Origin of the sequence: Gracilimonas halophila (genome assembly GCF_042684365.1) — a bacterium.
Lineage (GTDB): Bacteria > Bacteroidota > Rhodothermia > Balneolales > Balneolaceae > Gracilimonas > Gracilimonas halophila.
The window spans coordinates 911,387-935,630 of record NZ_JBHULI010000024.1 but is presented as its reverse complement, the minus strand read 5'-3'; the positions used below and the strand labels follow the sequence as shown (position 1 = coordinate 935,630).

At 41.3% G+C, this 24,244-nt stretch carries 22 protein-coding genes and 1 riboswitch; of the genes, 8 read left to right on the top strand and 14 right to left on the bottom strand.

What is annotated here, in order from left to right; all coding sequences use genetic code 11:
* Positions 1-74 precede the first annotated feature (74 nt).
* The 8 genes from murD to ACFSVN_RS10545 form a co-directional block, all read right to left on the bottom strand.
* Positions 75-1,430, bottom strand: a complete 1,356-nt coding sequence (gene murD, locus ACFSVN_RS10580) for a UDP-N-acetylmuramoyl-L-alanine--D-glutamate ligase (protein ID WP_390302187.1) — start codon at positions 1,428-1,430, stop codon at positions 75-77.
* Positions 1,427-2,563, bottom strand: coding sequence for a phospho-N-acetylmuramoyl-pentapeptide-transferase (gene mraY / locus ACFSVN_RS10575; RefSeq protein WP_390302184.1), 1,137 nt, complete (start codon positions 2,561-2,563; stop codon positions 1,427-1,429). The genes murD and mraY overlap by 4 nt, the downstream gene beginning before the upstream one ends.
* A complete protein-coding gene (locus tag ACFSVN_RS10570; RefSeq protein WP_390302181.1) occupies positions 2,563-4,020 on the bottom strand; it encodes a UDP-N-acetylmuramoyl-L-alanyl-D-glutamate--2,6-diaminopimelate ligase in 1,458 nt (485 codons plus the stop codon). Before ACFSVN_RS10570 ends, mraY begins: the two co-directional genes overlap by 1 nt.
* Positions 4,021-6,192, bottom strand: a complete 2,172-nt coding sequence (locus tag ACFSVN_RS10565) for a penicillin-binding transpeptidase domain-containing protein (RefSeq protein WP_390302178.1) — start codon at positions 6,190-6,192, stop codon at positions 4,021-4,023. It lies immediately after the preceding gene.
* Between the two features lie 4 nt (positions 6,193-6,196).
* Positions 6,197-6,598: a hypothetical protein gene (locus ACFSVN_RS10560; RefSeq protein WP_390302175.1), complete on the bottom strand. Its 402-nt coding sequence runs from the start codon at positions 6,596-6,598 to the stop codon at positions 6,197-6,199.
* A complete protein-coding gene (rsmH, locus tag ACFSVN_RS10555) occupies positions 6,595-7,521 on the bottom strand; it encodes a 16S rRNA (cytosine(1402)-N(4))-methyltransferase RsmH (RefSeq protein ID WP_390302172.1) in 927 nt (308 codons plus the stop codon). Before rsmH ends, ACFSVN_RS10560 begins: the two co-directional genes overlap by 4 nt.
* Before the next feature lies 1 nt (position 7,522).
* Positions 7,523-7,990: a division/cell wall cluster transcriptional repressor MraZ gene (gene mraZ / locus ACFSVN_RS10550; RefSeq protein ID WP_390302169.1), complete on the bottom strand. Its 468-nt coding sequence runs from the start codon at positions 7,988-7,990 to the stop codon at positions 7,523-7,525.
* Positions 7,991-8,319: 329 nt separating this feature from the next.
* Complete coding sequence (locus ACFSVN_RS10545) at positions 8,320-9,468, bottom strand: DmpA family aminopeptidase (protein WP_390302166.1); 1,149 nt, start codon at positions 9,466-9,468, stop codon at positions 8,320-8,322.
* 48 nt (positions 9,469-9,516) lie between these two features.
* On the opposite strand from ACFSVN_RS10545, the gene ACFSVN_RS10540 reads away from it, so the two are divergent.
* The 4 genes from ACFSVN_RS10540 (at position 9,517) to ACFSVN_RS10525 (ending at position 12,607) form a co-directional block, all read left to right on the top strand.
* Positions 9,517-10,188: a transposase gene (locus tag ACFSVN_RS10540; protein ID WP_390302164.1), complete on the top strand. Its 672-nt coding sequence runs from the start codon at positions 9,517-9,519 to the stop codon at positions 10,186-10,188.
* Positions 10,189-10,416: 228 nt separating this feature from the next.
* Positions 10,417-10,677 carry a hypothetical protein gene (locus tag ACFSVN_RS10535; protein ID WP_390302161.1) on the top strand — a complete coding sequence of 87 codons (261 nt, stop codon included), beginning with the start codon at positions 10,417-10,419 and terminating at the stop codon, positions 10,675-10,677.
* Positions 10,678-10,736: 59 nt separating this feature from the next.
* Positions 10,737-11,951 carry a 6-bladed beta-propeller gene (locus ACFSVN_RS10530; RefSeq protein ID WP_390302158.1) on the top strand — a complete coding sequence of 405 codons (1,215 nt, stop codon included), beginning with the start codon at positions 10,737-10,739 and terminating at the stop codon, positions 11,949-11,951.
* Positions 11,948-12,607 (top strand): hypothetical protein, encoded by a 660-nt coding sequence (locus ACFSVN_RS10525; RefSeq protein WP_390302155.1) that lies wholly within the window; start codon positions 11,948-11,950, stop codon positions 12,605-12,607. The genes ACFSVN_RS10530 and ACFSVN_RS10525 overlap by 4 nt, the downstream gene beginning before the upstream one ends.
* 25 nt (positions 12,608-12,632) lie before the next feature.
* Here the strand turns inward: ACFSVN_RS10525 and ACFSVN_RS10520 are convergent, their stop codons facing one another.
* The 5 genes from ACFSVN_RS10520 to mutS all read right to left on the bottom strand — a co-directional run bounded on the left by ACFSVN_RS10520 (position 12,633) and on the right by mutS (position 20,513).
* A complete protein-coding gene (locus tag ACFSVN_RS10520) occupies positions 12,633-13,721 on the bottom strand; it encodes a homoserine dehydrogenase family protein (RefSeq protein WP_390302152.1) in 1,089 nt (362 codons plus the stop codon).
* Between the two features lie 7 nt (positions 13,722-13,728).
* Positions 13,729-14,763, bottom strand: a complete 1,035-nt coding sequence (gene metX / locus ACFSVN_RS10515) for a homoserine O-acetyltransferase MetX (RefSeq protein WP_390302149.1) — start codon at positions 14,761-14,763, stop codon at positions 13,729-13,731.
* Positions 14,764-14,952: 189 nt separating this feature from the next.
* Positions 14,953-16,281 carry an O-acetylhomoserine aminocarboxypropyltransferase/cysteine synthase family protein gene (locus tag ACFSVN_RS10510; RefSeq protein WP_390302146.1) on the bottom strand — a complete coding sequence of 443 codons (1,329 nt, stop codon included), beginning with the start codon at positions 16,279-16,281 and terminating at the stop codon, positions 14,953-14,955.
* Between the two features lie 151 nt (positions 16,282-16,432).
* Positions 16,433-16,571, bottom strand: a riboswitch (SAM riboswitch).
* A 345-nt stretch (positions 16,572-16,916) separates the two neighbouring features.
* On the bottom strand, positions 16,917-17,807 hold the full coding sequence (gene era / locus ACFSVN_RS10505) for a GTPase Era (RefSeq protein WP_390302143.1): 891 nt from the start codon (positions 17,805-17,807) through the stop codon (positions 16,917-16,919).
* A gap of 36 nt (positions 17,808-17,843) precedes the next feature.
* Complete coding sequence (mutS, locus tag ACFSVN_RS10500) at positions 17,844-20,513, bottom strand: DNA mismatch repair protein MutS (protein ID WP_390302140.1); 2,670 nt, start codon at positions 20,511-20,513, stop codon at positions 17,844-17,846.
* A gap of 152 nt (positions 20,514-20,665) precedes the next feature.
* Between mutS and ACFSVN_RS10495 the strand changes: the two genes are divergently transcribed.
* Both ACFSVN_RS10495 and ACFSVN_RS10490 read left to right on the top strand, forming a co-directional pair.
* Positions 20,666-21,574 (top strand): YihY/virulence factor BrkB family protein, encoded by a 909-nt coding sequence (locus tag ACFSVN_RS10495; RefSeq protein ID WP_390302137.1) that lies wholly within the window; start codon positions 20,666-20,668, stop codon positions 21,572-21,574.
* Positions 21,574-22,173: a DNA-3-methyladenine glycosylase gene (locus ACFSVN_RS10490; protein ID WP_390302134.1), complete on the top strand. Its 600-nt coding sequence runs from the start codon at positions 21,574-21,576 to the stop codon at positions 22,171-22,173. Before ACFSVN_RS10495 ends, ACFSVN_RS10490 begins: the two co-directional genes overlap by 1 nt.
* Positions 22,174-22,240: 67 nt before the next feature.
* On the opposite strand, the gene ACFSVN_RS10485 is transcribed toward ACFSVN_RS10490, so the two are convergent.
* Positions 22,241-22,741: a DUF4168 domain-containing protein gene (locus ACFSVN_RS10485; RefSeq protein WP_390302131.1), complete on the bottom strand. Its 501-nt coding sequence runs from the start codon at positions 22,739-22,741 to the stop codon at positions 22,241-22,243.
* Between the two features lie 251 nt (positions 22,742-22,992).
* On the opposite strand from ACFSVN_RS10485, the gene ACFSVN_RS10480 reads away from it, so the two are divergent.
* Complete coding sequence (locus tag ACFSVN_RS10480) at positions 22,993-23,598, top strand: YceI family protein (protein WP_390302128.1); 606 nt, start codon at positions 22,993-22,995, stop codon at positions 23,596-23,598.
* Positions 23,599-23,689: 91 nt separating this feature from the next.
* On the top strand, positions 23,690-24,244 hold the full coding sequence (locus ACFSVN_RS10475) for a DUF6580 family putative transport protein (protein WP_390302125.1): 555 nt from the start codon (positions 23,690-23,692) through the stop codon (positions 24,242-24,244).

The following is a 24,244-nucleotide window of genomic DNA, read 5'->3' as shown; positions in this document are numbered from 1 at the left end:
GTTCGAGTGAAAGAGTTACAAAGTTCGGAGATACTCTACTTTGTCACTCTGTAACTTTATTACTTTGCTACTGTTCACAATTTGTTTACTTCTTCTTTGAAAATTTTGCCACGATGTTCGTAGCTGTCAAACATATCAAAAGAGGCACAAGCGGGGCTTAAAAGTACCACTTCGCCTTTTTTTGCTACTTTCTGAGCGGCTCTGACGGCTCCTCCCATAGTTTCTACTCTTACAAAATTTGGAACCGTTTTCCCGAGTTGTTGTTGTATCCGGTCTTTAGATTCACCGATCGCGATGATAGTATGAACCTTCTCGCGGATCTGGGTATTAAGCTCGCTGTAATCATTTCCTTTATCACGCCCACCAAGGATCAGAGTCAATGGCACATTAAAACTGTCCAGGGCAAACCATACAGCATTCACGTTCGTCGCCTTGCTATCGTTGATGTATTTTACTCCATCTACTTCACGAGCCAGTTCCAGCCGGTGTTCAACTCCGGTAAAGGATTTCAGGCTTTCCCGGATGGTTTCATTTTTGATCTCAGCCGCTCGGGCTGCCAATGCGGTGGCCAATCCATTACTTAAATTGTGCCGGCCTCGGAGTCCTATTTCTTCTATTGGCATAAGGGATTCTTCCTTGTTGTTGAATTTGAAGATGATATGTTCATTACGAACAAAGGCTCCTTCGGGGACTTCATTCTCATTCGAGAAAGCCCATAACTTTGGAGCGTTTTGCTTTTTTTTTAGCGTTTCAACGTGTTTTTGAATGATCGGGTCATCGTAATTAAAGATGAACCGGTCTTCTTCTGTCTGATTTTCTGTGATTCTGAATTTCGCCGCTGCATAAGCATCAAGGCTGTTCTGATAGCGGTTTAAATGATCCGGAGTGATGTTTAGAATCATGCTCACTGCCGGTTTAAAGTTTTTGATATGGTCGAGCTGGAAGCTGCTTACTTCCAGTAGAAAATCTCCATTATTACTATCTACTGTATCAGAAAAGGCTACACCGATGTTACCGGCAAGGGCATGGTCCCGTTTGGCCGTTTCCCAAACATGATGTAGCCAGTTGGCTACAGTTGTTTTCCCATTACTTCCGGTGACCGCAAATATCTTCTGATCAGTGAACCAGCTTGCCACTTCAATTTCAGAGAAAACTTGTTTGCCTTCATTCAGATAATATTGAATGATAGGTGCTTCAGTTGGAACGCCGGGACTTACAACTACGAATTCCGCAGATCTTGCTTTATTCGTATGTCCGTTTTCCTCAAAAGGAATGCCAGCTTCAGTCAATTTCTGTTCTGCAGTTTCTGAGATCTTTCCATTGTCAGACACAAAAACATCTGCTCCCTTTTTGGCAAGGAGAAGAGCAGCTGCAATTCCGCTTCGGGCTGCACCGATCACAACGATATGTTTGTTATTAATCTCTATCATCGGATCTTCAGCGTTAACAGGCTTAGAATTCCAAGTAAAATGGTGATAATCCAAAAACGAACTACGATCTTCTGTTCTGGCCAGCCTTTCTTTTCAAAGTGATGGTGGATGGGGGTCATCAAAAAGACACGTTTCCCTTCCCCATACTTATATTTTGTGTATTTGAAATAAGTGGTTTGAATGATCACTGAAAGTGTTTCAAAAAAGAAGATCCCGCATATGAAGGGGAGTAATAATTCCTTATGGAGCATCAACCCAAGTGCACCGAATGCTCCTCCTAATGCCAAAGAGCCGGTATCACCCATAAAAACGGAAGCCGGATTTGTGTTGTACCAGAGAAAACCAATGCAGGCTCCGATCAGTGAAGCTGTGAAGATGGTCAGTTCGCCGGCTCCGGGCAGATACATGATGTCGAGGAATCCGGAGAAATCAACCCGACCGGATACATAGGCAAAAATAGCAAATACAATCCCGCAAATAGCGGAAGTTCCCGCTGCAAGACCGTCAAGCCCATCGGTTAAATTGGTTGCGTTACTTACTGCGGTAACAACAAAAACAGCAACCCCTAAATAGATCACCCATCCGATAGTATCTCCGAAATAGGCATAATCGAGGTTTACATTCTTCAGAAAGGGAACGGTTGTAAGGGAATTAAAGGATTCAAATTCGGGATGAGAATAAAGCACCGCTCCTACTATCAGTCCAACACTAACCTGTCCGGCTATCTTGAACCAACCAGCCAGTCCGCTTTTATCTTTCTTGACTACTTTGATGTAATCATCGATAAAGCCTACAATTCCAAGTGCCAGTACTACAAAAACGATCAACCAGCTGTAGATGCTATCAAGGCGGGCCCATAAGATGGTTGGTATAATGATCGAGAGAATGATGATCACTCCTCCCATGGTTGGTGTTTCCCCTTTGGCAAGGTGATTATCCAGTCCAATATCGTCTCTGATAACCTCTTTTAACTGAAGTTTACTTAGCCATTGGATCATTTTCCGTCCAATGAATAAACTAATGAGCAGGGAGGTGACAGCGGCCAAGGCCGTACGTGTAGAAATAAAAGCCACCGCTCCCGTTCCGGGAACATCATAAACAGTGTCAAGCCAGGTAAAAAGTTCGTGCAGCATCAGTTATCCCCGGCTTTTTTAGTGAGAAATTCCTGTGCAATTTCACGGTCATCAAAATGATGGCGCTTTCCATTTACTTCCTGATAATTTTCATGCCCTTTACCGGCGATCAGGATAATTTCATTCTCAGAGGCTTCAGATATTGCTCTTTCGATCGCTTCTCTTCGGTTTGTAATACTCTTAACTGAATCCAGACTCTCAAATCCATCCAATATATCGGTTATGATCAGATCTGGGTTTTCAGTACGTGGATTATCACTTGTTACGATAATTTTGTCAGCAAACTCTTCTGATACTTTGGCCATTTCAGGTCGTTTGGATGTATCACGATCTCCACCTGCTCCAAAAACAACGGTCAGTTTCTGTGAAGCATCTTTGACTGCCGAAAGGGTAGACAATACATTTTGAAGGGCATCAGGGGTGTGAGCATAATCTACGATCACCAAAGGAAGGTCAGCAACCTCAACCGTCACCGGTTCCATTCGTCCTTTAGCGCCCTTAGCATTTTGAAATGCTTTTATGATCTCTTTAGGTTCTAAACCGAGCGCTTTACAAATTAAATAGGTTAATCCGATATTATAGGCATTGAATTTACCTACAAGCGGACTTTCGATCTTCTCACCATCTACGATCACTGTAATTCCCTGGGCTGAATTCTCAAGGATGTATGCAGTGTCATTATTAAAACTCAGGTGTAACTGCTGGGCTTTACAGTCTTCGGTCATTTGTTGACCATACTGATCATCTATGTTAACCACAGCTACGGAGCTCTCAGGGAGGTTATCGAAGAGCAATTTTTTAGCTTTTGCGTATTCCTCCAGTGTTTCATGGTAGTCAAGATGATCGTGACTTAAATTTGTAAAAGCCCCCACTTTAAAATCAAAACCAGAGGTGCGGTGCTGATGTAACGCGTGAGAAGAGACCTCCATAACCAGAAAATCTGAACCGGCATCTACCATTTTCTTCATGTCACGGGCAAGTTCAATGGGATCAGAAGTTGTGAGACTGCTGTCAAACTCTTCGTCTAAAATTCTTTTGCTTACAGTGCCAAGTAATGAAGCTTTTTTACCACAAGCATTTAGCACCTGATACACAAGTGTAGCCGTTGTTGTTTTTCCATTTGTACCGGTTATGCCGATTACTTTCAATTGCTTACCGGGGTTGTCTTCAAAAGCCTGTGCAATAGGTCCGGCTAATTTTTGAGTGTTTTCCACTTCTATCACACACACATCTTCATCGGTGTAATATGATTCTTCACAAATGATCACTCTTGCACCGCGGTTAATGGCATCTTCTAAAAACATGTGGCCATCTACCTGAGTACCCCTAATGGCGATAAAAACAGAACCATTCTGTACTTCCCTGGAATCGATGGCGAACGTAGTAAGCTTAGCGTCAATATTTTTGTTAGTGACGTGAAGCGGATTACAAATTTCTATGAGTTTATGGAGTGTCAATTATCGATCACTAACTTGGGTTAAAATTTCCAAAGACTTTGCCTTACCTCTGAGAGTTACCGTATATCCTTTCCGTAATAATTCACCGGCTTTGGGATATTGAGCAAATACAGTTCCTGACCCGATGATCTCGGAATTCAATTCCAATTCGGATAGAAGTGCCATAGCACTTCTCATATTCATTCCTTTCAATTCGGGAATTTCAGCATATCCTTCTTTTATACTTGCACTGTCAGCTTCCGCGTAAGTTTCCGAAAGAGTAAGAGAAATTTTCTGCCCTTTGTTCAATGGGCTTCCTGCCTCCGGATTTTGATCAATCACATAACCGGTTTTGCCGGAAATATCGAAAGGCACATTTAAGCTCGACAGAAGATATTCAGCTTGATCTCTTTCTAGTCCTTTAACAAAAGGGGCTTTCACAAGTTGTGGAGCCGGAAGTTCATCTGATCCAATATTCCGCTGAATGTCATCATCCAGTCCAGCAATACGCATGGCAATATTCTTAAAGATCGGTCCTGCAGTATAGCCACCATAACCACTTGTTCTGGGTTCGTCTAATAAAATGAAGACTACATATTGAGGATCCTCCACCGGGAAAAAACCAACAAAAGAGCCACGATAATTATTAGTGTATCGTCCGTTTACTACTTTTTTGGCCGTACCTGTTTTGCCGGCTATTCTTAAACCATCTACCTGCGAAAGGTCTCCGGTACCAGAATCGGCAACTACACTTTCAAAAACTGGAAGAAGCTTGTCTAAGGTAGATTTTTTGGCAATTCGCCGAATCTCAACAGGTTCATGCTTTTTTACTACAGCACCGTTCTTATCTTCAATTCGATCTACTAAATAAGGCCTCATCATCATCCCATTATTGGCGAAAGCAGCATAAGCCTGTGCAATTTGAAGAGGGGTGGTCTGTATCTCATAACCATGTGACATCCAGGGAAGAGTAACCAAACTCCATTCGTACGGTTTTGCTAGCCTGCCGGGAACTTCCCCGATCAGATCTACATTGGTTTCTGATCCAAAACCCATATTTCGCGCATATTGATAAAAAGTCTCTTTCTTCATCCGCATCGCTATTTCAGCGGTAGCTACGTTGGAAGACTTCTGAATGACTTCCTGGAAGTTCAGATCTCCCAAAGGGTCATGATCCCTGAGTATTAAGTCATGGATCACAATTTCACCATTGTCCGGGGTCTCAAATACCTCATCAAACTCAACAACGCCTTGCTCAACAGCAGCAATGGCTGTAACAAGTTTAAAAGTTGAACCGGGCTCTATCATATCTGAAATAGCAAAATTCCTACGGTTCTCTTCATCATCACTGCCCGGGAAATTAGGATCATAAGTAGGGTAATTCGCCATCGCTTTAATAGCTCCCGTTTTGGGATCCATGATGATACCGGTTCCATAACGGGCAAGATGCTGCTCAACACCTGATCTCAATTCGTCTTCTAAAATAGCCTGTAGATAGGCATCAATGGTAGTGTGCAGCGAATATCCATTTTGTGGAAGTTTCTTGGGAGCTCCTACATACTCAAAAACTCTATTGAACGGATCACGCCGTACCTGGCGGAGTCCATCCTCTCCTTTTAATTCGTCATTATAATGAGCTTCGAGGCCTATACGGCCATTGGTTTCATGATTTACGAAACCAAGGGTATGTGCTGCTAAAGACCCAAAAGTATATTTTCGACGATAGTTCTCTTCAAGAATGACTCCTTTAATATTTAATGCGTTGATCTCGTCTTTGGCCAATACCGATAGATTTCTCTCAAGCACAATATATCTTGAATGAGGCGGAGCCGATCTGATTTTTCTCTGATACTCATCCGTATTTCTTCCTGTTAATGAAGAGAGCTTTTTTGTTAGCTGAGCTACCTGTTCTTGTGGGACTCCGATTTTCCCATTCACCTGTACTTTAGGGTCGAAGGCAAGCTTGTAATCTACTGCATTTGTTACGAGTAGCGTGCCATTGGCATCATAAATATTGCCACGCTGTGCAGGGATGGGGATCTGATCAATGGCTTGCTGACTCCATAGCTTACGGAGTTCATCACCTTCAAAATAGTTAATGCGGATAAGCTGAAACCCCAGCGCTGTAGGGATGAGCAATATCAACCCTAAAACGATAAACATTCGGCTTAATATGGCAGTGCGTTCATCCATCGTGCTACTCCTTTATGATGATGACTTTATCTGCGGGGCCGCCGTTTATGAAGCCTTGTTCTTCGGCTTTACGGTATATTTCAGCCGGGCCGACCATTCGGTCGTAACGAAGTTTGAGCTCATCATACTGAGCTCTTGCCCGGTTGTACTCCGCCTCCAGTGTTTGAACTTCTTCAAGTAAACGCTGGGTTGAGAATACGTGAGTGAGGTAGAACAGGCCGAAAATGCCAATAATGACACTGCCGAGGATCACCTTCCAGGGCTTTATCTTTGGCAGTCCGACTTTAGCTGCTGACTTTGCGGTATGTTTTGCCTGTTTTCCTGATGAGGATTTTTGATCAGGCAATGGCATCTTGCGAAGGTTAGGGCGGATGTCGTGCTTCTTAAGTGGGGATTGCACCATCATGATTCGCCTCCTTCAACTTTTTCAGCGACCCGAAGTTTAGCGCTTCGGGAGGCCGGGTTTACGGAAACCTCTTCTTTTGTGGGGGTAATAACCTGCTTGTTTACAGGCTTGATGGGGGATATCGGGTTACCGTAAAAATCTTTTTCTATTTTTCCTTTGAAGTTGCCGGCTTTAAAGAATCTTTTTGCGATCCGGTCTTCAAGGGAGTGATAGGATATCGCTACTATCCGTCCGCCGGGTTTCAAAACCTCCAGCGAATGCTCCATTACATTTTCCAGCATCTCCAGTTCACGATTCACTTCAATGCGGATGCCCTGGAAAACACGAGCGAGCGATTTCACTTCAAAACGTTTATTTACCACCGAAGAAACCACATCTCTAAGTTCTCCTGTAGTTTCAATAGGCCGGGCTTCAATGATTTCACGAGCAATTTTTCGGCTCTGCTTTTCTTCTCCATAATGGAAGATGATGTCGCGCAACTTTTCATAGTCATACTCATTCACTACCTGGTAAGCCGATACGCCGGATAGATTTCCCATGCGCATATCAAGCGGACCGTCTTCCTGAAAGCTAAATCCGCGTTCCGGTTCTTTTATCTGATGGGTTGAAACGCCAAGATCTAAAAGGATTCCGGCTATCTGACCGTGGGTTTGGGGAGGTAGAAGAGTGGTCAGATAGCCAAAATTGCCTTTTATGGGGATAAAACGGGGGTCATCGCCTATATTTGCTGATGCAGCTTCAAGCGCTTCATCATCCTGGTCGATGCCGTATAGCCGTCCGTTTTCACCAAGGTGTTTTAAAATTTCTTTAGAATGTCCGCCGCCGCCAAGGGTGCCGTCCACATAGAATCCCTCTTTGTCTGTGATGAGAGCTTCCACAGATTCTTGTAGTAAAACCGGGATATGTTCTATATATGAGGTCATATCAATCAACATCGGTTTCCGGTTCATCGCCCATCACTTGTTCAAAGATCTCTTCGAATGCACCGTCATCAAGGGCGGCATCTGCTTCTTCAAGTTTAGCAGGATCCCAGACCTCTATATATTCACCCATTCCCAGAAAAACGGCTTTGCCGTTAATATCTGCATATTCGGTAAGGTCGGAGGGGAGTGCAATTCTGTTTTGCTTATCGAGAGATACATCTTCTGCATAGCGCAGGAAGTTTCTTTTGGCCAGTCGGCCTTTTTTTGTGAAGTTGTTGATCTGGGAAAGCTTCTTCTCAACATTTTGCCACTCGTCTTCGGGATATAAATAAAGACAGGGCTCTTGTCCGCGCACTACGGTGAAGCGTTCTTGTGCGTCGGGACTCAAAGATTTGCGTAACTTCGCAGGAAATGCAACACGCCCTTTGGCATCTATACTATGCTCGTATTGTCCTTTAAAACTTGGCACGATATCCCTGCGGTGATTTTAGATTGCTATTTTGAAGAAAAGAGAGAAGTCCCCACTATCTCCCACTTCACCCCATAATGTACCCCAAAGCACCACTATGTGTCAAGAGTTTACCCAAAGAAAGTTAAAGAAGTGATTAATCGTTGTATTTAACGGTTTGAGTTAGATTTTTGCAAACCGAACATATCTTGTATATATGAGGTTAAAAGACGGATATACTTGATAAGCAGTTGTTCCAGTGCGGGAAAAAGTCTCCAAAAATATGGTGTGGGAGAGAGTGGGAGACTTGGTGGAGGTTACTATAATTGTCTAATTAGTCTTTTCAAAAGCTACTCTTTCAGCAGACTATATTTGTTCATTATATCCAAAACTTTATCAACAGGAAGAGCCTGTTGTTTATGGCCTCGATCACCGGATATGGTAGTAGCCATGAATAAGGAATTTAGAATGGCTTCTTCTGTGGCTTCGACCGCAGCCAGAAAAAGAGGGCTGGTGGCCGAATTATTCAGCTCGGTATAATTTTGGGTAGAGCCGGAGTTCTCGTTGTTGATGCGAACATCTTCACTTGTTGAAAAAGCGATCACATAATCACCGCTACCATTACTGGCAAATCCGCCTACCCGGGAAATTCCCAGAAATGCCCGTTTTGCCAACCGTTCTAAGTTACGCGAAAGGAGAGGGGCATCGGTAGCCACAATGATCATGACCAAGCCATCTACATCATAAGGTACATCACTTGCCATATAGTGGTTGCTGAGTTCTTCCCCGACCGGCGCCCCTCCAATAGTAAGGACTCCTCCAAAATTGGATTGTACCAAAACCCCGACGGTGTAACCGCCATATTTCTTGGGAAGCGTTCGGGATGAAGTCCCGATCCCGCCTTTGAATCCCAAGGCCGAAGTTCCGGTTCCGGCACCAACACTTCCTTCTTCAACCGGTCCGCCTTTAGCATTATCGATGGCTTGAAACACATGCTCCATGTTTACGTGTCGCCCACGGATGTCATTCAACCAGCCGTCATTGGTTTCCCCAACCACAGGATTGACGGAGCGTACGTTTTCATTTCCCGGCTGACGAAGTACATAATCCGTAATCCCATTTGCTACTGTGTGGATACTGAGAGTGTTGGTCAATCCGATCGGTGTCTCCAGTTCTCCGAGTTCCTGAACCTGAGTAAATCCAAGAGCCTTTCCGAAACCATTACCGACATACACCGCCGCCGGTACCCGGGATTTCAATAAGTCTCCACCATGAGGTAAGATCATAGTTACCCCGGTACGGACATTTTCCCCTTCTATAATTGTGCGATGGCCAACCTTTACGCCTTCCAAATCCGTAATAGCATTCAGCAGACCCGGCGTTAAAATCCCCGGTTTGATTCCAAGGTCACGAGCCCGTTGTCTTTCCTGAGAATAGGTGGTTTGAAGAAATAGAATGGATATTAGTAATAAAAGGAAAAACCTCATGATATTGCGCATAGATCAGATTCTGTTATTTTGAAGAAAGGTCGTTTCAAATAAAGAGATATGCAAAATAAGGGGTATAAGAAATACAGGTCAGAAACAGTACGATTGAAATCCTGGGATTATGGATGGAATGGGGTCTATTTTATTACCATCTGTACCCACAAACGAAAATACTATTTTGGTGAGGTCATAGAATTTAACACCGATGGTCATACCAATACCGTAGAGACGCAAGATTTTGCGTCTCTACGTTCAAATTCTGATAAGGAAATTGATTTCAACAAAAATGCGGAAATGAAATTGTCAGAAATCGGCAAAATTGCGGAAACCTGCTGGCAAAACATACCATTACATTTTCCTTTTGTGAAATTAGGTGAATATGTCATCATGCCAAATCATGTTCATGGGATCATAATCATTGACAAGGCAGATGACGGAAGAAACACAACGAATACCAAACATGCTGTAGAGAGGCAAAATCTTGCGTCTCTACAGCCAGAAACGCAAAAACCATTAAATGAATTTGGTCCCCAATCACGAAATTTAGCATCTATCGTTCGCGGATTTAAAATTGGGGTGACCAAGACGGCACGTAAAATTCAGCCTGATTTCAAATGGCAGCCGAGGTATTATGATCACATCGTAAGAAACAGGAAATCATTTAATAGGATATCAGCATACATTCGTAATAATCCGGTAAAATGGGTAACTGATAAATATTATGTTCAATAATGAATTCAAATTTTTTCATTGTCTTAACCCATCCGCCAATCCCAATATTGTCTTTTAAATTCACAAATATCTTGTCTTTTATGTGATTAATAAATAGTTACAGAATACTAAGTAAATATTATTTCATGATTTACTTGCATGTCTTTTTTTTTAAATCAGAGAATATAAAATCAACTATATGGTTTGACTGATTTTATGATTATTTAATTCTAATTAAAAAATGATCTTATGAAAGCAATAAAATTTTTCATCCCCAAAATTGCTAGTCTAATCATGATTTTAGCACTGATTGCTATTAACATTCAGGTTAGCAGCTCTTCCCCATATATAGATGTAGAAGTAAAGACTGCTCAAGCCGATCCATACTATACAGATATGGAATTAAGCAATGAAATTTGCTGGACTACAAATAAAGAATTTCTGAAATGTGTTCATGGAAATATTATTTGTTATCCATCAGACCAAGGATATTGTGGAGGTGTAGATTAAAATAAAATCAAATAATAACTAACACCCTTATTAAGAATAAGGGTGTTTTACTTTATGCTATGCGTTATATAATAATAATACTGATCATATCTTCAATTTCTTGTTCAAACTCTTCGAATGATAGTATCGATAAGAAAAAAGATTCTTCTACTATAATTAATGTAGATTTGAATAACGTTGAAGACTCACTAAAGATGTCGGATTATTTTTCTGAGATTGAATACGTTCAACTTAAATCTTCGGATAATCGACCTATTGGGAGAATTAGAAAAATTATTCCCTTAAAAGATAGAATAGCTTTTTATGATCAGGCAAGACAAAGTGTTTGGTTGTTTACTTACGATGGAGAGTATATAAATGAAATAATTATTCCTGAGGGACGAGGCCCGGGAGAGATCATCCACATGAGTGATGTCATTATTTCAGATGATGAAAGAATACATGCTTTAGGCGCATATAAGATTGTAGAGTATGATCTGGAAGGAAACTTACAAAATGAAGTAAATTTTAAATTTTTCATTTATAAGATTGCATATAACAGTTCAACAAATGAATATATTGGCTATGCGGATAATTCAATTAATTTAGATTTGCCTGATGAGCATGAAAGAAAAAATTTAATTTTCTTCAACAAGGAGGGAAAAATAACTCAGAGTTTTTTGCCGATTAAAGAGGGAAGGGAACAGATGGGATTTAAAATCCCAAATAATTTTCCATCCTATGGAACTCAAATAATGTTTTCACCTCATATGGTGGACACTGTATATAAATTACAAGAATTAGGAGTAACAGCTAAGTATGTTTTGGATTTCGGAGAACATGCTATTCCTGAATCAGCTTTTGAAAAGAGAAAGGAATACAGTGAAGGTCTTTTTGATTGGGTAGAGTTTCAGCGAGAAGAGTTGGTTGGGAAGAATTATGTAACCTTTTTACGATTTTTCAATGAGACCAATTCCCATCTTTTTTTCAATATGAGTACGGGTAATAACCAATACAATGTATTGTATGATAAATTTAAAGGTAAAGCAAAAGTAGGTCCCCAAAAGCTATCCAATGATATTGATTATGGTTTTGTCCCATTTATGTATGAAAGTGATGATACTGCATTATATGCGATAATAGAAACGAATGAGTTATTGAGGCATTTGAATAAAGTCTATAATGAAACACCAGAGATTTATCAAAATCCAAAAATGAAAGAACTCATTGATTTGGCTCATTCACTTCCTCAAAATGGTAATCCTATACTTCAAATACTAAGATTTAAGGAATGATGACTAAAGAGGTATTTAAAAAGAAACCAAGTAAAGTTTTCTGGGGATTTATCATAATCGTATTGATATGCATTAATATGTATAGCTTGTACATAGTGCAAAATAAAAATAAAATGGTCGAGGAAGTTGTTAAGATGAAAAATAACACTGCTGATACACTTAATAGTGTAAAAAATAGTGTAAGAGAGAATAAGTTTTTTGAAATAAATGAAAATGGAAAAACGATAAATGATGAACTTATTCTAAATTTTGGCTCTGATGATAGAACAAATATAAAATTTGAAAGTTTACTAGTAAATAAATATACATATGTAATTGATTTAGGACATTTAGATTGTTTTTCATGTATGCAGGGGATAAAAAATATTTTAAACCCCGTTACTTCTTTTATCAATAATTATGGTTCAAAAGTTGTTCTATTAGCAGAATATAGGACACAAGAGGATATAGAAGTTTTAAGACGTTTAACGAACTTGGAAGTTGAAATTTATAGTAAGAATGGAAATAAATTGGGATTGGAAATTGAAGACAATATTACTCCATATATACTCATATTAGATAAAAACCTGATGGTTAATAATGTTTTTGTACCAATAGAAAAATTTCCCGAATTAACAAGTTTGTATTTTACATATACAGGGAATATTTATGATTAAATTTAAATGGAGGTTTAATTTTATGTTAAATCAATCCTCCAATATCAATAATATCCCCTAAAACCCCCGCCGCGGTTACGTCTCTTCCTGCACCGGGACCTTGAATTACGATCGGGGAATCTGCATAGCGTTTGGTGTAGATCTGCAACAGGTTGTCTGTTCCTTTAAGATTGGCCAGGGGAGAATCAGATTTTACCTCTTCCACTCCAACTGAAATTCCTTTTGGGGTGAATTCTCCCAAATAGCGCAATTTCCGGTTGTTAACCATAGCCTGAGCGTTTCGGCTTTTCCAATGAGCATCATACTCAGGAATCTTTTGGAAAAACTCTTCGGTAGAGAATGAGGTTAAACTTTCCGGAACCAGGGTGTCCACCCGGATTTGATCTCGTTCAAAAATATACCCGCACGTTCTGGCAAGGATCAGGAATTTACGGGCTACGTCTTCACCGGAGAGGTCATCCCGTGGATCAGGCTCGGAATAACCATCCTCTTTTGCTTTCAGAACGGCCTCACTGAATGAAACTCCATTTTGTAATTGAGTGAATAAAAAGGTCATGGTTCCGGAAGCCACTCCTGATATTTTAGTGATCTCATCCCCGCTGTTGAGTAAAGTTTTTATGGTGCTTATGACAGGCAAACCGGCACCTACTGCAGTTTCGAATCGGTATTGAGCTGAAGCTCCATTGTTGGCTTTCACCAGACGATCAAAATAATCCTGCTCAAAAGTGTTTGCCCGCTTGCTTGGCGTTGTTACATGAATGCCATTTTCCAGAAGCTCACCATAAATTCTGGCAACAGTCTCACTTCCGGTGGCATCAACAAAAATCAGGTTTTCAGGAGCATCCTTTATAAGTTTGTAGGAGATCTTGGTCCAGTCTGTTTTTTCACCCGTTTTAAGTGACTTGGCTTGTTCAAGCTGCTCCAAGGTCGGATGCCAGCTGAGATAGTTGCTGTTGCAAAAACCAATAACCTCAAGTTCAAAAAGAGGATGGTTCAGGGCTGTGATCTGCTTCAGCAAGGATCCGCCTACAGCACCAACACCGGCGATAAAAAGGGAGAGTTTTTTCTTCTCAGGATCAGTTTCAGGTCTGGATTTATTTAATGTGAGTGTCATGATTAAATTATTTGATAGATTTGTAAAATGATTTCAATTCGGCATTCAGCTTTTCAAATTCTATTAAGAAAGCATCGTGTCCATACACAGACTTTAGTTCAGAAAATTGACTGTTGGGGATGAGGTCGGCGAGTTCTCTTTGTTCTTCAATCGGGTAGAGGAGGTCGCTGTTGAACCCAAGTACCAATACCGGTTTATGGAGATTTTCAAGCACTTCTTTAAAGCTGCCACGACCTCGTGAAACATCGTGCGAATCCATTGCTTTAGAGAGCGTGACGTAGGTATTGGCTTCAAACCGTTCGGTTAGTTTTTGCCCCTGGTAATTCAGGTAAGATTCAACCTGATAAATGTTCTTTTCAGGATGAATACCCCGCCCGAATTTTTGCTCATAATTCCCGGGAGCCCGGTATGTGATCATGGCCATGGCTCGGGCTGCAGCAAGTCCTTTTACAGGAGGATGTTTAGGATCATAAAACCCGCCTTTCCAGTTTTCATCTGCGTAAATGGCCATCCGTTGCGCCTCACTGATACCAATGGCCCATGGTGAATGCGATTTCCCCATCACAAAGAGGGCAGCAGATTTGACCCGATCATCCATAAGGGTAAATTCGAGGGCGATCATTCCTCCCATAGATCCGCCAAGGGCCAGTTCAATGCCCCGAATATTCCATTCATCCAACAGTAGTTGCTGGAAGGTGACGATATCTCGGATGGTGATCTCCGGGAAATCTGCTTGCCATGCTTTTCCTGTTTCTGGGTTGATGGAGGTGGGCCCGGTAGAGCCATAACAACTTCCCGGTACATTGATGCACAAGATAAATTGCTTTTCAGGATCTAGAATACCGTCCTCTTCAAACAAACCACTGAACCATTCATTGGCAGCTGCATGACCTGTAAGGGCATGACAAATCAGGACCACATTGTCTCGATTTTCATTGAGAGTTCCCCAGCTTTTCCAGGCGATATCTACCTGGGAAAAAGTATGTCCGGATTCTGTGGTCCAGCTTTTATTCAGTGTTGTGATTTTGATGTCTTTGTTCATATTAGTCAACTTTTAAGCAACCTCGCAGCGTCCGATAGGTCCTGCGAGCGTTGCGAGTATAGGCCTCTAAATTAAATACCGAACGCTGCGAGGACCGTTGGACGCTCGCAGGTTCTCCTAAGGTATGTTTGGTTTGATAAAAAGCGGGCATGGATTTCCACCACGCCCGCAATGGAGTACTAATCAGAGTTATGCTGTTACTTTAATTTTGGCAAAAGCTTTTTCGAAATCCTCGATGATATCATCGATATGTTCAATGCCTACTGAGACCCTAATCAGATCCCCTTTAACACCACTTGCTTTTTGCTCTGCATCATTGAGTTGCTGATGTGTTGTGGATGCCGGATGAATGACCAGCGTCTTAGCATCTCCTACATTGGCGAGGTGACTCGATAGCTCTACATTTTCGATGAACTCACGTGCGGCATCGTATCCACCTTTCACACCAAAGGTGAAAACAGAACCAAAGTGATCTTCTTTCAGATACTTTTTGGCTCGTTCGTGATAATCATGTTCGGGAAGTCCGGTGAAATTGATCCATTCAATTGCGTCATGATCTTTCAGCCAGTCAGCCAATTTGAGGGCGTTTTCATTGTGTCGTTCAACCCGCAGGGAAAGAGTCTCTAATCCCTGAAGCAGCAGGAAGCTGTTGAACGGCGATTGAGATGGTCCAAAGTCACGAAGTCCTTCAACCCGTGCCCGTATGGCAAACGCGATGTTACCAAACGGACCGTCTTCCCCAAATACTTCCCAGAAATTAAGGCCGTGGTAGGAAGGGGATGGCTCACTGAATCCCGGATATTTCCCATTACCCCAATTGAAATTTCCTCCATCAACGATCACCCCACCAATAGAAGTCCCGTGCCCACCGATCCATTTTGTAGCAGAGGCTGTAACTACATTCGCTCCGTGTTTTAGAGGCTGTACTAATGCGCCTCCTGCTCCAAAAGTATTATCTACCACAAGGGCAATTCCATGCTTTTTCCCAAGCTCGGAAAGCCCTTCGAAATCGGCAATATTACCACGTGGGTTTCCTATAGATTCCACATAGAGAGCTTTAGTATTTTTGTCTATATGTTTTTCAAAAGCTTCCACTGTATCCTCTTCTGCAAATTTCACATCAATGCCTAAACGGGGAAGGGAAACTTTGAATTGATTGTAGGTTCCTCCATAAAGGTTTTGAGTAGAAACAATGTTATCACCGGCATCAGCGAGATTGGTGATGGCTAAAAATTGTGCCGCTTGTCCTGATGCGGTAGCAAGTGCGGCAGTTCCACCTTCAAGGGCAGCCAGTCTTTTTTCAAAAACATCGTTGGTGGGATTCATGATCCGTGTATAGATATTTCCAAATTCGCGAAGCGCAAAAAGGTTGGCGGCGTGCTCCGTATTATCGAAGTTATAAGAAGTGGTTTGGTAGATGGGAACTGCCCGTGATCCGGTTGCGGAATCTGGTTCCTGTCCTGCGTGTAATTGCAGGGTTTCAAATTTGAAGTCTCGGTTTTCTTTTTCGTTGCTCATGATAATTGGTTTTTTATAAGTAATTATTATTGCTTGTTTTGAATTTGAACTGATGATCCTCCTCTGCGAAACTTCAATTGAGCGAACAAAAAAAGCCTCTTTCAGAGATGAATCCGAAAGAGGCTTTTCTTATAAAAACCGGGTCTTATCGAACTCATCTTTTCCATCACATAAAAATTTATGTAACAGACAGGATGTGGCACCTTTTATCCTGCACATAAATATTTATATGCGGGAAACGGTTGCCAAGGCTTCACAGGACCTGATCCCTCCACCTTTCGTAATGAGAATGCAACAGTATGTTAAAGAACAATTGAAATTAAATTCCAATAAAAAAGCCCTTTTGGGTAATAATCAAGAGGGCTTTGTCTAAGATCGTATATTTATACCATAGCCCTTATGTCTGTGCGTAACACATATACATGCAACACATAATCATTGCAGAGGGGTTCGTGATATTTTTTCGGAATAATTTCATTGCTTAAAAACTACGTGGAGATTTTGGATGGTGCAAGTAATTTTTTAAAAGATTCTAAGAATGTTGATTTGATTGATCTTACTTTGATAAAAAGTGAAAGAATCAGAAGACTTATGCTGGATTCTTCAGAGCACCAGCGCGTCTCCACTAGATTCAATTACTTCCCATAGCCCAAATTCCGCACCCATCCTTCTTTCTCTCTCCATTTCTCTCTTACTTTCACGTGTAGTTCCAAATAAACCTGCTTACCAATGAACTCTTCGATGGATTCCCGGGCCTGAATTCCTAATTCTTTAATAGCCGAACCACCTTTCCCGATCAGCATGCCTTTCTGAGATTTTTGATTCACAATGATATCGGCATGAATACGGTCGATGTCCACATCGGCATCATAAGAAACCACTTCCACCGTACATGAGTAGGGTATTTCTTGGTGAAATTGAAGGAAGATCTGCTCACGTACCAGTTCCGAAACAAAGAACCGAACAGGGTGTTCACTGAGGTCTTCCTTGGGGTAGAAGGGTGGGCCGGGCAACAATCCGGATCGAATTTTCTCCATCAATTCGGAAACTCCTGTTCCTGCGGTAGCAGAAACATAATGAACCGAATGGATCTTCATTTTGTCCTGAATTTCAGATGCTGATCGTTCAGCTTTTTCCTGATCTGCAAAATCCATTTTATTCACAACAAGATACACAGGCTTGTTAATAGAGCTGATTAATTTTATGACATCATCGGTGGGATGTTTATCGGTAGGATCGTGGATGAAAAGGATAAGGTCGGCATCAGAACGAGCTCGTTCCACTGTTTTCATCATGGCTTTTTGCAGTTCATACTTTGGAGAGATGACGCCCGGTGTATCCAGGAAAACGATCTGTGTGTCATTATCTGAAAAGATTCCCACGATCTGATGTCGCGTGGTCTGGGCTTTGTGTGTGGTGATGGAGATCTTGGAGCCGAGAATGTAATTCATCAGCGTAGATTTCCCAGCATTCGGTTTACCGATGATGGCGACGTATCCGGATTTATGTGGTTTGGTTTCAGACATAGATACTATTTACAGTTTCAATATTTTAACACTACTCTAATCCACTAACTTCTTCAGTTCCGTGATCATCATCAGAGCCTCGATCGGAGTCATTCGATTCGGATCGGTAGCTTCCAGCTTATTCAGAACGGTTTCGATCCGGGGATCTACATGTGTCTGGAACATAGTCATTTGTGAAGTCTCCGGTTGTTTTTCCACTTTATCCGAAAGATTCTTCGAAGCTTCTTTTTTGGATGATGCTTCCTTCTCTATACTACCGTTTTTGTTGGTGATATCGAGGCTGTGGCTTTCAAGGTTTTTGAGAATTTCCTTGGCACGTTCAATTACAACTTGTGGTAATCCCGCCATATCGGCAACCTGAATTCCGTAGCTGTGGTCAGCTCCACCCCGAACCAGTTTTCTGAGAAAGACCACTTTTCCATCATGTTCTTTTACCTGTACGTTGAAATTCCTGGTACGGTCATACATTTGCTCTAACTCGTTCAGCTCATGGTAATGGGTGGCAAATAAGGTCTTTGCAGCAACAGGAGCATGGTTATGCAGATATTCTGCCAGTGACCAGGCAATACTTAATCCATCAAATGTAGAAGTTCCGCGCCCAACTTCATCCAATAGAATAAGCGATCGCGGGGTGGCATTGTTGAGAATGTTGGCTGCCTCGTTCATCTCAACCAAGAAAGTACTTTCGCCTGCAGCCAGGTTATCCGATGCACCAACACGGGTAAATATCTTATCAACCATTCCAATAGTAGCCGACTTTGCCGGTACAAAACTCCCGACCTGAGCAAGCAAAACGATCAGTCCGGTCTGGCGTAAAATGATACTTTTACCGGCCATATTAGGCCCTGTAATAATCAGAATCTGTTGGTTTTCATTATCAAGTTTAATGTCGTTAGGAATGAAAGGTTCACCCATAGGAAGAGACTTTTCAACTACAGGATGGCGTCCTTTTTCAATGTCAATTTCTTCGTGATCGCCCACTTGAGGCTTGGCGTAATTATTCCGGAAGGCGACTTCGGCAAAACCCTGTAAAACGTCAAGTTCCCCAATAGCCTGGGCAACCTGCTGGACGTCATCAGCGAACTCAGCAACATACAGGCGAAGTTCTTCGAATAATTCATATTCCAGCGTTTTACTGCGTTCCTCAGCCGATAGTACTTTTTCTTCTACTTCCTTTAACTCCGGAGTGATGTAACGCTCAGAGTTTACCAAGGTTTGTTTACGTATGAAGCTATCCGGAACCTTATCTTTATGGGTGTTGGTAACTTCAATATAGTAGCCAAACACTTTATTATAGCCTATCTTAAGTGATGAGATATTATGTTTCTTGGCTAGTTCATCTTTGATCTGAGCAATGTACTTTTTTCCATTTTTTGCTACATCCCTAAGCTCATCAAGTTCCTTGTTAAAGCCTTCTTCGATCATGCCGCCATCCCGGACACTGGCAGGGGGATCTTCTTTAAGAGCAGCTCCAATTCGTTCCTGCACTTCGATAAGCAACTTTAATCTCCCAAGGATATCCTGTAGAAGTGGATCCTCAATGGTAGAGATCTGGCTTTTGAGTCTTGGGATCTGAGCAAGGGATAGTTTAAGTTGAACCACATCCCGGGCATTGGTTCGTCCCATACAAATACGCGATATAAGGCGCTCCATATCCCCGATCTGTTCCAGTTCTTCCCGAAGTGATTTCCTGATATCGTTAGAATTGAACAATTTGTCGACCGCATCCAATCGTTGCTGGATGGGTTTGAGTCGCTTAAGCGGACGCATGATCCACCGGCGAAGCAATCGTCCGCCCATTGCCGTGCAGGTATCATCTAAAATTGAGATGAGTGTTCCTTCAGTACCACCTTCTTGGATGCTGGTCGCTAACTCCAGGTTTCTTTTAGTGGCGGCATCCAGGCTCATGAATTCGTTGCTTTCATAAGCATACAATCTTCTCAAATGACGCAGATATGCTTTTTGTGTTTCTTGCATATAATGCATCAGCGAACCGGCTGCTACATGAGCGACCTTAAGGTTTTCAACACCGAACCCTTTCAGGGAATGGGTTTCAAAATGATCTGTAAGAAGTTTATATCCGTAATCTCCTTCATATACCCAATCTTCGATATAGGTGATGTTATGGTGGGTTAGGCTCTCATCCAGTTTATTTTTCTTCTTTTGCTGAACCAGAATTTCTGAAGGCTGAATAGCAGCAAGCATACTGTCCAGGTTCTCTTCACGAATATGACTCAGTGCAAATTCACCGGTGGAAATATCAGAGAATGCAACGCCAATGGTATCACCATCCCAGTGGAGGGATGCGATGTAGTTGTTTCGTTTATGATCAAGCAGTTTTTCCGACATAGTAACTCCGGGAGTTGTTATCTCAGTAACCTCACGATTAACAATTTTTCGGCCTGCTTTTTTGGCTTCTTCCGGATCTTCAGTTTGGTCACAAACCGCAACTTTATATCCTTTTTTTACCAGTTTCGGGAGGTAATTATCTAATGCATGATAAGGAAATCCTGCAAGGGGAGTTTGATCTCCTCCGTTGTTTCGCTTGGTGAGTGTGATCCCCAGTTCCTTGCTGATAAGCTGGGCATCATCGGCAAAGGTCTCATAAAAATCCCCGACCCGGAAAAGAAGGATAGTACCAGGGTGTTCGTCTTTGATCTGAAAATACTGCCGCATCAGCGGAGTTTGCTTTTTCTTAGCAGCCATGCGCTCAAAATACCTGTTTAATACTGATAGATTGCTGAATAATAGATTCGGAACTTACCAATGAATTCATTGAAAAACTATGTATGAAATAGCCGCTTGTAATTCATCTCACATCCTGCGAATTTTGAATGTTCATTAAACAATAGCAGGTTTTGCAAAAACATAAAGAATTTTGGAAGCGGGTGTTAAAGCTGACAGGCAAAAAAGACATATTCTTTAATGCCTCAGCTATCACATTCAATTTATTTATTTGTGCTGTTCCTTTTGTCTTGATCCTCATTTCCATTATTGGATATTTGTTGTCTGCTGAGGAAGCTTTTAATGAGATTGTGCGATATGGCAGAGAGTTTTTTCCAAGCTTCACTTACGAAACCCAAAGTGATGACGTTTTTCGAGGAGCGGTAACCATTGAGACTTTACTTAACCCACTGATCGGAGCCAGAAGGATTTTTGGTATTATCGGTATAATCGTACTTCTGTTTTTTACTCAGGGACTTCTACACAGCCTCAAGCACGTACTTTTTGACACTTTTGATATCAAAGAGCGGAAACATCCGGTGATGGACGTGATCTATAATTTCTTTGGGTTCAGTTTGATCGGTATTGTATTCCTGGTATTCAGTCTTGCTGTTTCCACGATCTCACTTTTTAATCTCAGCCAGATTAACGTACCCTTTACAGAGATCGTTATACAACTGCCATGGATCTATGATTTTCTGAACTTTCTGCTCCCGATAGTTTTAGCCTTTTTTGTTCTGTACGTAGTGTTTCGGTTTGTAAGTGAACGTAAGATAAAACCTAAAGTAGCCCTCATCGCTGCGCTCACTTATACTATATTATTTGAATTGGCGAAATACGGGGTAAGCATGTATCTGGAATATGCCTTTTCAACCTATCGCTATTTCTATCAAGGATATACGGTATTGATCATTTTGGCGGTATGGACGTTTTATACAGCGTTGTTATTTGTAATAAGTGCGATCATTGCCCGTGCTTATAAAGATATTTTTATGGTGAATAAACCTGCAATTGAAGAAAATCCCTACACTGCAATTTCCTGATGATAAAAAAAATCCCCCGATCTTTTTATGAACGAGATGATGTTGTCAGTATAAGTAAGGAGTTGGTCGGAAAAGTACTCTGCACAAACGTTGACGGGGTATCTACATCAGCTATGATCGTGGAAACAGAAGCCTATAACGGAAGAACTGACCGAGCATGTCATGCCTATCCTGATGTGCGGACAAAGCGCACAGAAACACTGTATTTGAAACCGGGAATAGCTTATGTGTATTTATGCTATGGGATCCACCATTTATTTAACATTGTGACTAATAAGGAAGGATTAGCGGATGCTGTTTTGATACGAGCGGTTAAACCTTTAGAAGGCGAAAGCTATATGGCCGAAAGAAGAGGGCAGGAGCAAATAAAGCCGTCCATTTCCAATGGACCGGGAAAGTTGGCTCAGGCTTTGGGGATTACCACTTCCTATGATAAAACAGACTTGTTGGGAGAAACCATTTGGGTTGAGGACCGTGGAATTAAAGTTCCCCTAGATGCAATTAAAGCAGGTAAGCGGATCGGCGTCGAATATGCCGGAAAAGATGCCGACTTACCCTGGCGATTTACTCTTAAAAACTCTGAATGGGTAAGCAGGTAGAAAACATAATGTAATAAAAAAGCCCGATGCTTCTGGCATCAGGCTTAGGCCGAAAAACATTAAATCCTTATCCGTCTTCTTCCGGACTGTTGATCTCCTCAAATCGTTCAGCTACTTCAGGGTGAGCCTGAATTGCCTGGGCGATCTGTTGGAATTCCTGAATTGAAAGCCCCTCTTCTTCGATCTTCGCCATATATTGTTGTTGAGCTTCCTGATTAATTTTCATCAGTTCAGGCTGAATTTCTTGCAATGTTTCTTGTTCTTCACTGCTTAATTGGAGCTGATTAGCTAGTTGTGGGTTTTGCTGTGCCATCATGATCTGCTGAAAGCGCTGGAATTCCATTCCAACATCTTCAATCACTTCTCTCATTTTATTATCAGCTTCTTCCTGAATGCCTTGTCCCGCTTGAGTAACATTAGAAATCTTTTCTAAGTGCTCGTCAGTAACTTCTTCAGGACTGAGTGGCTCTGGTTGAGGAGGCATTTGCTGTTGTTGAGCATAAATAGCTGTTGTACCGAAAATTACACCCAAGAGTACCAAAAACGTATAACGCATTAATTTCTTCATGACAAAATTTTAAATTAAATAGTTGATAACTAAATCTTTTGAAATAGTTGTTTTCTAAACATAAGAAAGCGCATTTTGTTCGGCTTTCTAAATAAGTTTTACAGGATGTTACAAAAGAAGGTAAGAGAAATAAGAGGTAGGGCGTCAAGGCTATAACACTAAAAAAATCATTTAATATTGAATGAAATTAATTGATAAAAAATTGTGTTTTAAACCCGACAAAACATAAATCCTAAATTCAAAAAATCAAGATGAAGACGTTAAATAAACTAACAACTGTAATTGCACTATCATTATTCGCATTGTCGTCACTGGCATTAACTAAATATGCGGCAACTAACTGGACTATTGATAAAGCTCACAGTGCGATCAATTTTGAAGTAACACACTTCTTTACTCCAGTCAATGGACAATTCAACGATTATGAAGCTACTGTAAACTTTGATCCTGAAAATCTGGAAGAAAGTATGATCGATGTTCAGATCATGGTAAGCAGTATCGATACTAAAAATGAGAGAAGAGATGGACATTTAAGAACGGATGATTTCTTCAATGCAGAGAAATGGCCACATATTACGTTCAAAAGTACAAGTATTGAGTCAACCGGCAACAATGAATTTGTAGCAAATGGCATGCTCACCATCAAGGATGTTTCAAAAGAAATATCTTTACCATTCACACTGCTCGGAGTTAAAGACAATCCAATGCAAGAAAATACATTGGTCGCAGGCATAACTGCATCTACAACTGTAGACCGAACAGATTACACAGTAGGTACCGGAGACTGGGCTTCTGATGCTGTTATTGGCGATGAAGTCACTATTGATCTGAATCTTGAGCTGAACGCTGAAAAGTAATTTTAAAAAATCAGGGTATTTTAAAAGCATCGTTTCATTTGAGGCGATGCTTTTTTTATTTTAGAGGTTCAAACCAAGCACAATCAGATCAATGAATAAGAAACGCTTTTTAGTTTTATCCGGGTTTATCCTAGTTGCAGCACTCTCAAGAATAATTCCGCATCCCTACAATTTTGCCCCAATGGGCGCGATGTCTCTTTTCGGAGCGGCATATTTTGCAGATAAGAAATTTTCATTTTTAGTGCCACTGGTAGCTTTCTTCATTAGTGATCTATTGGTGAACAATCTACTTTACGCCAACTTTTATGGAGGCTTTACATTATTTACCCCCGGCTTCTATTGGATGTATGGTTCTATCGCACTTATTGTGCTTGCAGGAATTTTTATTCTAAAAAAGATAAATCTGAAAACTGTGGTTGCCGGGAGTTTAAGTGCCTCCATTATTTTCTTTTTGGTCACAAATTTTGGTTCATGGATCGGAAACCCTATATATCCAATGGGTATTGAAGGTTTATTAATGAGCTACACAGCCGGTATACCATTCTTCCACTATACAGTGATTGGAGATCTTTTCTATTCAGGAGTAATGTTTGGAGCATTTGAGTATGCCAAACAAAGAACTCCTGCTCTTCAAATTGCAAATTAA